Annotated in this window: 10 protein-coding genes; 8 read left to right on the top strand and 2 right to left on the bottom strand. The window is 61.4% G+C overall.

Annotated features, from left to right (window positions below; translation table 11 throughout):
- On the bottom strand, positions 1-1,054 hold a 1,054-nt coding region (locus V5A26_RS10635), incomplete at its 3' end, for a cupredoxin domain-containing protein (protein WP_332322485.1).
- Between the two features lie 72 nt (positions 1,055-1,126).
- On the opposite strand from V5A26_RS10635, the gene V5A26_RS10630 reads away from it, so the two are divergent.
- Positions 1,127-1,324, top strand: a complete 198-nt coding sequence (locus V5A26_RS10630; protein ID WP_332322484.1) for a hypothetical protein — start codon at positions 1,127-1,129, stop codon at positions 1,322-1,324.
- Positions 1,325-1,502: 178 nt separating this feature from the next.
- Here the strand turns inward: V5A26_RS10630 and V5A26_RS10625 are convergent, their stop codons facing one another.
- Complete coding sequence (locus tag V5A26_RS10625) at positions 1,503-4,343, bottom strand: PAS domain S-box protein (RefSeq protein WP_332322483.1); 2,841 nt, start codon at positions 4,341-4,343, stop codon at positions 1,503-1,505.
- A gap of 263 nt (positions 4,344-4,606) precedes the next feature.
- On the opposite strand from V5A26_RS10625, the gene V5A26_RS10620 reads away from it, so the two are divergent.
- The 7 genes from V5A26_RS10620 to V5A26_RS10590 all read left to right on the top strand — a co-directional run.
- Complete coding sequence (locus V5A26_RS10620) at positions 4,607-4,978, top strand: hypothetical protein (RefSeq protein WP_332322482.1); 372 nt, start codon at positions 4,607-4,609, stop codon at positions 4,976-4,978.
- A 25-nt stretch (positions 4,979-5,003) separates the two neighbouring features.
- Complete coding sequence (locus tag V5A26_RS10615) at positions 5,004-6,107, top strand: hypothetical protein (protein WP_332322481.1); 1,104 nt, start codon at positions 5,004-5,006, stop codon at positions 6,105-6,107.
- A gap of 215 nt (positions 6,108-6,322) precedes the next feature.
- Positions 6,323-7,177 (top strand): hypothetical protein, encoded by an 855-nt coding sequence (locus V5A26_RS10610; RefSeq protein WP_332322480.1) that lies wholly within the window; start codon positions 6,323-6,325, stop codon positions 7,175-7,177.
- Between the two features lie 369 nt (positions 7,178-7,546).
- Entirely contained in the window at positions 7,547-8,446 is a 900-nt protein-coding gene (locus tag V5A26_RS10605; protein WP_332322479.1) for a hypothetical protein, read from the top strand.
- A 156-nt stretch (positions 8,447-8,602) separates the two neighbouring features.
- Complete coding sequence (locus tag V5A26_RS10600) at positions 8,603-8,881, top strand: hypothetical protein (protein WP_332322478.1); 279 nt, start codon at positions 8,603-8,605, stop codon at positions 8,879-8,881.
- 22 nt (positions 8,882-8,903) lie between these two features.
- Entirely contained in the window at positions 8,904-9,326 is a 423-nt protein-coding gene (locus V5A26_RS10595; RefSeq protein ID WP_332322477.1) for a phage tail protein, read from the top strand.
- Between the two features lie 68 nt (positions 9,327-9,394).
- Positions 9,395-10,375: phage tail protein (locus V5A26_RS10590; protein WP_332322476.1), on the top strand; the 981-nt coding region annotated here is incomplete at its 3' end.

Genomic DNA, 10,375 nt, shown 5'->3' with positions numbered 1-10,375 from the left:
AGTTGTTGCCGGCGGACAGATTCCCCATCTCGGCGAACCGAAGCGGACTCCGGGCGACCGCAAAGGCGTTGAAGACGAGTTCCTGAGCAGCCACGTCGTAGATCGTTTCGTGGGTTCCCGAAAACGTCTGTGTCGTCGTCTCGCCATCCACGGTCGATGAAACCTCGACCGTCACGTCCTCGCCATCGACCGCCGTGACCGTCCACGTCTCGGTAGACTCGCGGGTCCCGCTGTCCGTCCGGAACAGCGTATCGAATGTGTAGGATTCTCCTTCCGAGAACTCGTAACGGGGAATCTCGACGATATCGCTCGAAGACTCCGTCTCTGTGGAATTGCCGATCTCGGCGACTTCGAGCAGACGGGTTAGCTTTTCGGACGCCCCCGCGCTTTTGACGACCGTCGGCGCGGCTGCACCGTCGCCACCCTGTGGACTGCCAACGATCACCATACCGACCATGCCGCGTTCCTCGTGGGGCTTGCAGAAGTAGTTCCAGACTCCCTCGACGTTGAAAACGAAATTGAAACTCGTGCCCGGCTCGCCTCCGCCAGTGAATTCGGAATTGAACGGTGTTTCGGCGGCGTCGGGAATGCGTTTCGGCTTGTCGTACTGTGGGTGGTAGACCGTCACGGTGTGATCGGTTTCCTCGAAGGTCCAGAAGATGGTCCCGCCTGGCTCCAGCCAGACGACCGCCGGCGTGAACACGTATCGGCCGGCGCCCTGGTCCTCCTCGAGGACCGTCGCGCGGACCTCCGCACTGGACTGGAGGTCGTCGGGGCCACCGAGGACGTCAGCGCCGACTGGCGGGGAAACTGGCGTTTGCGTCTCCTCGGCGGTTTCCGTTTCCTCGGGCGCCTCGGTTTCAGCGGGCGTCTCCGTGGAGGGAGTCGAGGGGCTGCCCGCAGTCGTCGGGTCGGTCCCGTCACCGTTATCGCCGCCCCCGGCACCACTGCATCCTGCGAAGACGGCTGTTGCAGCGATTGCGCCGGTTCGTAACACGCCTCGTCTGGTCACTCGTCCTGTTCGATCGCTGCTGCCAGGGGTCAAATCGACCATGCATTTGCCAGCGGATTGGATTCCTTGAATCCTGACCCTAGGTAATTAGCGAGTGCCGCTGTCGCTCACTCGTTGCTTGTCCGTGGGTGGGCGGTTCGATTCCACGATAGACGTGTCCAGGCAGACGGGGACGTCGTCATCGTCGCCACAAAGCAGTCGACGCCCGTCGGTGACGCAGAAATCTCGAGTTCGAACAGGCTCTCCGGCGGCATTGATCTCGCTGCCACGACTATCGGGGCGCTCGAGACAGCGTCGACAGGCAGTCGATAGAACCGGATCGGGAGACCGTTTCGAGCGAGCAGTGAGACGATACCCGAGCCCGGAGAGCGGGTCGCAATTCGCCTCGATGACGACACGGGGGATGGATCACTTTCGATTGATCGGCAGGTCGATCCTGCCGCCGGTCTGATTCGTCCGAATCACATCATCTCTCCTGACACCACCTGCTTCACCGACCGTCCGGCGTGGTCGCTCCGGCTTCGCCTCGGGAGTTGTTCTCCTGTTCGAACACCGTCGAGAGGACGATTCCTTCGGCCTTCCGGAGATGTCCGTGGAGCGTGGATGATGCGATCCCGAGCGATTCCGCGACGTCCGTGGCCGTGCTCCGCCTCGGCCAGTCGTAGTATCCCGCTCGATAGGCCGTTTCGAGGGACTCGCGTTGTCGGTCAGTCAGGTTTCCTAACACCCCGTCTGGCCGACCAGGGGTGGTGGCCTCTTTACTTCGCTCGCGTTGGGCGAGGAGGTCCGCAGCCGGATACTCGGTTTGTATCCGTTCCACGATGGCACGAACGTCGGCCTCGGCCGGTGCTTCGACGGTGAAGTGCGTTTTTCGGCGGTCAGCGACGGCGGTTCGGAGGGTTCCCCCCGCATGGTTGATGGTATGGAGCAACGACCCCGGCGTGACGACGAGTTCGATCCGTCCTTCGTCGTCACTCGCTCTGATGACCCGTGCGCGTTCGACACTCGAGTCGCTGGACAAAGCGCCGACGGCGTCCTTCGGTGTCGCCCCGTCCACGTCGACGTACAGCACCCAGCGGCTCCCTCTTGCGACGTGGCCGGTGAGTGTTAGTTCGCAGTCGAGACCCTCGGCGACGGGACCGAGGATGGAATCGGGCCCTGGGATGAGGAACTCGAGGTCGACAACAGCGTCGGTAAACAGGAGCCGGTGGCTTCTGACGGCATTGATGATGAACCCGACGGTGCGTCCGAGGATGTCGAACCCTTCCAGCTCGCGCTCGCTGAAGGCGTCCTCCCGCTCGGTGTGGACCACCAGAACCCCGTAGACGGTCCCTTCGTGGTGAAGTGGGATGGCGGCCGTCGACTCGAAGCCGCTTTCTATCGCGGCGTCTCCTGGCCCTCCAATTGATTTCTCGGGGATGATGGTTTGTCCGGTCCGGATTGCCTCCGCCGCGGGATCGAACGTGACCTCGCCATTATCGGCGTCGGTCCCAACTGCGTCCAACAGACCTCGGTCCCCTCCGGCGGCCGATCGAGGAGTCAATTGCTCCCCACCGATTGACTGCTCGCTGGTCCAGGCGAACTCGTACAGGTCGGATCCCGCGAGCTGCGAACAGACCGTTTGCTCGATTACATTGCGGCTCCCCGACCGAATCAGGTCCCGCGTCGTTTCGAGCAGGGTGCGATTGATGCGATCCAGCGTTCCGAGCTCGTCGAGTTTCCTCTCTATCTCCCGCTTTCGCTGTTCACGTTCGGTCACGTCCCGGAGGACACCCACTATTTCCTGGAACTGATCGTCCGGTTCGGGATGCATTCGATATCGGGTCTCGTAGATGAACTCGCCGTCGGGGCCGTCGTACGTCCCCCGGACGGTCCCCACATTCGAGTTCCCGTTGTCGACGCGTCGTCGGATATCCTCGACGAGAGGGTGCACCTCGTCGGATTCGACCAGATCGCGGACGGCAGTTCCGAGAAGGGACTCCCGTGAGTACCCGAGCATCTCACAGAGTGCGTCGTTGACGAAGGAAAACTGAAGGTCCTCGTCGAGCGCGTAGACGCCGTCGTCGATCGTCTCGACGATTGTTTCGTACCGTTCGAGCCGCTGTTCGTACTCCAGGCGCTCGCTGATGTCTCGTGCGATTCCACACCGAAAGACCTCTCCAGTGGTGGGGTTCTCGAAGGAGGTCCCCCTGAACTCGTGAGGGATGCGCTCGCCGTCCTTCGTGAGGACATCGAGATCGACCCGGCGGTCCTCGATGGAATCGATGGCATCTATCAGGCCGGGTACGTATTCGTACTGTTCCTCGGGAAGGAACTCCCTGGTGTGCATCTCGTTGATCTCTTCGTGACTGTACCCTGTCGTCTCGGCGAGTGTTTCGTTCCAGAGGTACGTCTCCCCGTCTTCGTCAAGGACGTATATCACGTCATCAACGACGTCCAGGACCGTTTCGAGGAACCGTCGCTCCCGTTGGAGCCGGGCCTGCGACCGGCGATACGCCGTGACGTCGTTGACAACGATGTACGCCCCTGATTCCCCTTGATAGGTCACCGGCACGGTCGCTATCTCTCCGTATCGCTCCTCGTCGTCGACCCCAACCAGCGAGTACTTCGCGGGCTCGGTTGCCTCACGATTCTCGATGACACGGCGGAGCCGGCGTCTCGCCTGCTCCCGTTCGTCCGGGTGGACGAGTTGTTCCGGATCCTTACCGAACACCTCCCGCCGATGCTCGGCGCCTAAGAGTTCGACCGCCTCGCGGTTGCTATAGACGATACCGCGGTCAGCGGTGGCCACGGCGACTGGAATCGGCGCGTGCTCCGCCAGCAGGCGAAACTCGAACCCGAGGTCCCCGTCTGCTCCCGTTCCGAATCTGTCCACGTTCTTTCTCCCTGATGCGGCCACTCCATCCTCGTTGTCCGTGGATGGTCTTCGTCCCTGGCGTGGTTCGCTGCTGGAATTGTTCGGTTCTTCGGGCGCCGACCCATCGGCGAGGTCCCGCACGACCCAAGCGAGATGGCCGTTTTTCGTGGGTCGAATCGACAGCACCTGCTTGAACGTGCTGCCGTCGGCCCGCCTCCCTTGTACAGTGCCCCGCCATCCCTGCCCGTCGCTCACCTTCGGGAGTACCTGGCTTTTCAGGTAATCCTGTTCCGTCTGGGGATAGAGTTCTGTCCAGGGAGTTCCGACGAGTGCATCCGGCTCGTCGTACTGGAATACGGCGGCGAGTTCCTCGTTGACGGTGGCGAACACGTCCCCCTCCAAGAGGCCCGCGCCGTCAATCGACGCGGCGACGACCGCCTGCTCTTGGGCCTGAGAACGTGTTGGATCTCCCATAGGTCGGGAAGTGTGTGAACTTTTATCAGCGTTTGGTTCGGCGAACCCCCTATTTATTCTGTGAGGACGTGTCCCCTCTCGACTGGGCCGTTCTAGAGTTGAGGTAGAGCGGCAGTCGTGACCTCCGGAGAGACACGACGTGTCTCGGGTTACGTTTCAAGTACTCACCAGGGAACTCCGTCGCATGGTTCGGACCACAACCACTGACAGGCCATCGGGGTCAGTTCGTCGGCGACCCGCCATAAGGGGGGGGGAGTGCGCTCGTGACCGATGAGGGCGATCCGGCGGGGCGAACCCGTCTCGATAGGCGGCAGCTCCTCGCGGCGGTCGGCACGCTGGCCATGTCCGCCAGCGCGGGCTGCACGGTACGCCTCGAGGACGGCATAGCGATCGAATTTGGGGACGGTGCGAATGAGGGGACGACTACGCCGACGACCGACTACGGCTACGGCGGCTCGGCCACCGCCACGGCGACTGCCACATCAACGAGCGTCCCGACTGCCCCCGAGGAGGGATCGGATGAGGATTCGTCGACGTCGACTGTCGAGACAGTCAAGCCGACGTCGACCGCCACCTCGACACCGGAGGACGACTACGGCGAGCAGGGGTACGGACAGTACCAGTACGGGGGATAAGCCCGGCAAAACCACCACTACAACGATGCCCAAAACACCAAATCACGGCTACAACGTTCCGGCTGAAGGCGAACAGGACTGGCACGTTCCGCTGAACGAGAACTTCGAGCAGTACGACACGGATATCGAGATCCGTGATGTGTCTGACAACGTAGGCGAGTACGAACCGGCACGCGGAGCGAAGTTCTTCGCGACCGATACGGGGCTTGTGTTGCTCGGGGACGGTTCGCAATGGAACGCGGTTAATACGACAGGCCCCGTTGCGACGTTCGAACAACTGGTCGTCGACGACCGCAGCCCATATCTCATTCTCAAGAACCAGGGTGATGATTTGATGGAACTCATGGGCGAAGTTTCCGGTGACTACGGGGAGGTGCGGCTCCGTGTTCGAAAACTCACTGGTGGGGCTGTCCCCGTTTTCACCGCCAGTACGGATGGCTGGATCGACATCGGCGACGTTCTCGATATCGGCGTGGAGGATTCGATCCCAGTGGACATCGCCGGTCGGAACAACTGGAATCTCAACGAGACGGAGGGCGACGTCCGCATCGGCGACGAGGACTATCGACTCACGATGGGCGTGGCGCTCGGCGGTGGCGGCGCCGGCGCGTGCAACATCCGTGCCAAAGGTGGCATCAAGCGTCTCAACCTCGGTGCCGGCACCAGCGGCCATACGGTTCAGATCGACCCCGACAAAGTATCCATCGACGGTGACCTTGACGTCACCGGGAACAAGAACTTCACCCAGACCGTCGACACCGACGACGGCGAGCGGGAGGTCGTCTACACCGCCTCCGAGGCGGGAACGCCCCACACCGAGACCTCCGGCGTCGCCGAACTGGAGGACGGTCGCGCCGAGGTCGACCTCCCCGAGCACTTCGTGTGGGTGACGAGCGACGAGGAACCGCTCCACGTCCAGACGACGCCACATTCTGCCGATTCGGGCGGGCTGGCGGTCGTCGAGCGCTCCACGGAGCAGCTCGTCGCAGAGGACCTCGATGGCGACGGCGACTACGATTTTTCCTACACCGTGAAGGGAACCAGGAAGGGCCAGGCCGACAAGCAGGTCGTCCGCGAGCCGTCGACCGGGACGACCGACGGCGCGTCGCCAGCACCAGCCGACGACTGACAATCGTCCCCTGACGTGGCTTCGACGGGGTAATCCGTAACCGTCTGTTACCGATTCACACGAGACACGTAGCGACCCGATTTATTATCAACCGATTATCCGGTTGTAGCCATGACATCGTCGGACGACAAATCCCCGAGAACAAACGGGAGAACGGTACTCGCCGCCAGGTCGACCCAACTCGCCGGCCTCGCGGTCGGTATCGGGGGTAGATCATGGCGCTGATACGCAAGCATCGTCTCTTCCAGCTCGCCATAATCGCCTGGGGAGTGGTGGCCTTCGGCGTCATGATTGTCACAATCTCCGGGAACGCCCGCCCCTTTCTCACCCCTGACCAATTACCATTCGGCGGGGGGCCGATCGGTGGAATTCTGTTCGTCGTGGTGTTCTGGGGCCTCGGCGCTGCCATCCTCCTGTTGGTCGAGAAGCGGTCCTGGAAACGGGCCGGCGAGCGGGCCGGTCTCTCTCCGAGTGGCTTCAGCTGGATCGTGGGCAAACCTGATCTCGTCGGGACCGTCGACGGTCGCGAAGTTCGCGTCAGGACCGAAAGCCGCGACGTGGGCAGTGGCGACGAGTCCGGATCGAGCGAACAGACCTTCACCGTCGTCGAGACCACCCTCTCCGAGCCCGCCGACCAAGCTCTCATTCTCACGGGTGGGGCTGTGCCGCGGGCCGGGATGGAGAACTTGCCAGCCAACATTGACGGGCAGATGATGTCCCTCGGCGACATCGCCGTCCTGGGCGAGTCGGAAGACTTCGCCCGCGACATCCTTACGCCTCGTGCCCGAGAGGCAATGCAGGGGCTCGAACCGTCGGATGGTGTCCACGTCGGCAAGACCGCCGACATTTATGCCGAGGCCCTCCGCGAGGCCGGCGGCACGCTCGCTGGATCCGTTGCCGGTCTAATGGAAACGAAGTTCGCCGATCGGATGATAGGGGACGCCGAGACCGTCGGCACGGACCGGAAAGGCGTCGTTCTCGACGGAGCCGAAATCGAGCGGCGAGCGCAGGCTGTTGCTGCCATAGCGAACGGGTTCGAGGACGCGTCCGAGAGTGTATCGGGGAGCTAACTACCGACCAATGGGATATTTCGAGCCGGTGTGCATTGCCGCCTCACTAAATAGCTAGGCTTGTGATTCACGTGGCACGGAACGAGACGGACGGTGAATCATGGGAACTTTCGACCAGGCGTCGACCGTTGATGGCACCGTCCGAGCTTTACCACGCGCGATACTAACCGAGGCGTCGGCTGAGACGACACGGCCGAAACGCTTCGGCAACGGGGGGACGAGTTTCCTCGGTTTCGGTGATATGAGGACGCCACTACACCGGTCGGCACACACTCGCCGGCCCCCGCAGCCAGTGTCACGGTCGGGTTCGATTTCCGTCGGAGCGTCGACTGCGGAAACGGCCGCGATACCCGAGTCGAGGGGTGTCCAATGAATCGCAGCGAAGTCCTCTCCTACACTGTCGCGGTCGCGTGGATGGCTGTTGTCATTGGAGTTTGGATAGCTATCGACCTGGGGTATGCGGCACCCTGGTTGTCCTTCACGGATATCCCCGGAGGGTCAGTGGGTGGGATGGCCGGTGTCCTCGGACTCCTTGCCCTGGGGTGGTACGTCATTAAGAGCCTGAAATGGCGGAACGAGCGGGCCGAGTGGCGGAAGGCGGGCCAGAAAGCCAATCTCAGGCCGTCAGCCGACGGTGGGGACACGGAAGGAGAACGCCTGACGGGAACTGTCGATGGACGGAGCGTCTCTACCTACTACGACAAACGCAAACTGTCGTCGGGCGGGACCGAATCAGGGGGTAGGTGGGTAACGTTCACATTCGGCGAAGCGGAACTTGCCGGTTCCGGTGACGAAGGAGTGCTGGTCGGGCCGGTTGACGGAGCTCTTTCCGCGAATATCGGGACGATTCGGTTCGACGAGATGGCTGAGCGTGCCACCGAGATGGATGGACTTGTCGTTTCCCGGAAGGAAGACCTCGTTATGGTGGGGACCTCCCGGATGGCCCTGGATGCGATTTCGGACGGTTTGTCGATGAACGCGCTCCGGGCGATCGGCAATCTCGAAGTGGCTGCTCTCGGCGACGCGTCCGGCGTGGTCGCCTCGTGGGCAAAAACACGCAACGAGGAGATGGAGGGCCGTGGGAGTTCGCTCGCCGAATACCCGGTCGACAACCTCGTCGAGCGAGTGCCGGGAAACGGGGCAACGGTCACAGTCGAAATACGGGACCCGCTACGGGACGGTGAGGAGCTTCGACGGTTCGTCGAAGGGGTTGTGGTCATTGCGGACGCCTACGAGGAGGCGACCGCTCGCTCGTCCGCTGCAGGATAGCCGAGCTTGCTCTCCGATTCGTGGATGCTGAAACGCCGTCACCGAAAACGGATTCCCCTCACTGGCCGTTTTTGGGACTGGTGGGTCAGGCGTATCATGGGCCTTCACTAGATAAATCGTGTCATGTTTTAAGTTAACAACCCCAAATTGTGAGGTATGGGTCGCAATCGATGCCGCGAATTGCCGGTTACTCGGCGCTCCTTCGTCGCTGCAACGGTACTGGCAGCGAGCACAGCAGGCTGCACGGGTTTGCGCCAACAGTTCTTCGAAGCGACGCCGGTGGGATTGAACTCGGAAACACAGGATGAACTGTCATTGGAGGAGTTCGTCTTCGAGGAGGTTTCGACCGAGGTAGACGGGCCGGCGGATACGGCGCTCGAAATCACGAGTTACACGACTGGGTACAGTCGCGCTGCAGCAATGGGGGGTCAATAAGATGCCAGATAGACACGGACCAATGAAGACCGGCAGATTCAAAGTCGAGATTGAAACCATCGAAATTCCCGGTTTCAGATACATTGACCTGCCATCTCGAAGTACTGAGCAAGGAGAATACCGCGAAGGCAATGATACAAACGAGAAGAAAGTCTGGGGACAAACCACGTGGGAAGATCTCAAAATGGAGCGGAGTCTTGCACCGGGGAGCTCTGAACTGCTCGATTGGCGGCGGGCGGTGGAGGCAGGGAAAGCTGACGAGGGCCGCAAGGAAATCGCGGTGGTGTTGATGAACGAGAGCGGGGAGGCAAAGATTCGGTGGGAGTTTTCAAACGCCTGGATCACCGAGTACGGGCCTCCAGAGTTGGACGCGACGGCCGATGGGGATGTCGCCATCGAATCAGTGACTGTGGCCTACGATAAAATGGATCGGACGGAGCTGTGAGGAATGGGCCATGCTACCGACCGCCCAATACCGAATAGTTCCGTGATACGATTCCGTCACCAAAAACTATGAACTCCGAAAACGCCGACCAAACAGTGATGGCGGCCACCGGATCAGCCGCATTTGTGGGTCTTGCCGAGGATGCCTCCGGGGCTGCAGGTGCGGTTGCATCCGAAATAAAACGGGAGGCGACTGGGCGTCTCGGTCAGTTAACTGTCGAAATCGATGGCGTGGAAATCGACGGCGTGCGAAAAGTCGGTCTTCCACGGCGAATCAACCAACGGTCGGCCGATGATGATACATCGACGAATTCGAAAGCGCAGTGGGGTAATTCGGCCTATGGGCAGGTACGATTGGAACGAGGACTTTCGCCTGACGGAACGGTTCTTTTCGACTGGCGGGATGCAGTCGAGCGTGGTGACACGGAAGCCGGGCTAAAATCGCTCGCGGTAACGGTCCTGGACGAGAAGAGTCAATCCCGGATTCGGTGGGAGTTTACGGCCGCCTGGCCCACCGAATATGACCCACCGAAGCTTGATTCCACAGCGGATGAGGAGATCGCAAAGGAGGCGGTAGCGATCGATTTCGAGACGGTAGAACGAACCGTGGATCCTGCTGTGGTCGCTGCCCGAAATCCGCTTCAGACTGGGTTACTTCGTTTCGTCGAGACAGCGAATGGCGGCCGGATCAGCAACGGGGCTACGCTTCTTCGGGCTGGTGACGTCGGCATAGAATCGCTCGAAACAGCGGTGTTTTCCACACCGCTTCAGATTGACGGTGAACGGGTCAGTTTGCTCGTTCCGGAGGGAGTCAGAACGACGGGTGAGGATGCCGGGTCGGTCCTCTGGCTTTTCTCGGGGCCGGACGTGGAATCCGCATCAGCGTCATTGCAGGTTCCTGAAACCGACGGCGGTCGCTTCTATTGGTTGCCCACGGATGAGTTCTTTCCGGACCCCAATTGGCGATTAACCGCTTCTTCAGATGCTGGTCCCCAGGCAACCGGACGGTCGATTCCGGGCTGGCCATCGGGCGGAACTGATGGGGGGAAG

The sequence above is a fragment of the Halodesulfurarchaeum sp. genome (assembly GCF_036626455.1).
GTDB lineage: Archaea > Halobacteriota > Halobacteria > Halobacteriales > Halobacteriaceae > Halodesulfurarchaeum.
The sequence above is the reverse complement of the archived record's forward strand: the minus strand, read 5'-3'. Positions and strand labels throughout refer to the sequence as shown.

Coding starts and splice junctions, on each gene's coding strand:
- V5A26_RS10595 (WP_332322477.1), top strand. CDS start 8,904: ATGAAGACCGGCAGATTCAAAGTCGAGATTGAAACCATCGAAATTCCC.
- V5A26_RS10615 (WP_332322481.1), top strand. CDS start 5,004: ATGCCCAAAACACCAAATCACGGCTACAACGTTCCGGCTGAAGGCGAA.
- V5A26_RS10625 (WP_332322483.1), bottom strand. CDS start 4,343: ATGGGAGATCCAACACGTTCTCAGGCCCAAGAGCAGGCGGTCGTCGCC.
- V5A26_RS10605 (WP_332322479.1), top strand. CDS start 7,547: ATGAATCGCAGCGAAGTCCTCTCCTACACTGTCGCGGTCGCGTGGATG.
- V5A26_RS10610 (WP_332322480.1), top strand. CDS start 6,323: ATGGCGCTGATACGCAAGCATCGTCTCTTCCAGCTCGCCATAATCGCC.
- V5A26_RS10600 (WP_332322478.1), top strand. CDS start 8,603: ATGGGTCGCAATCGATGCCGCGAATTGCCGGTTACTCGGCGCTCCTTC.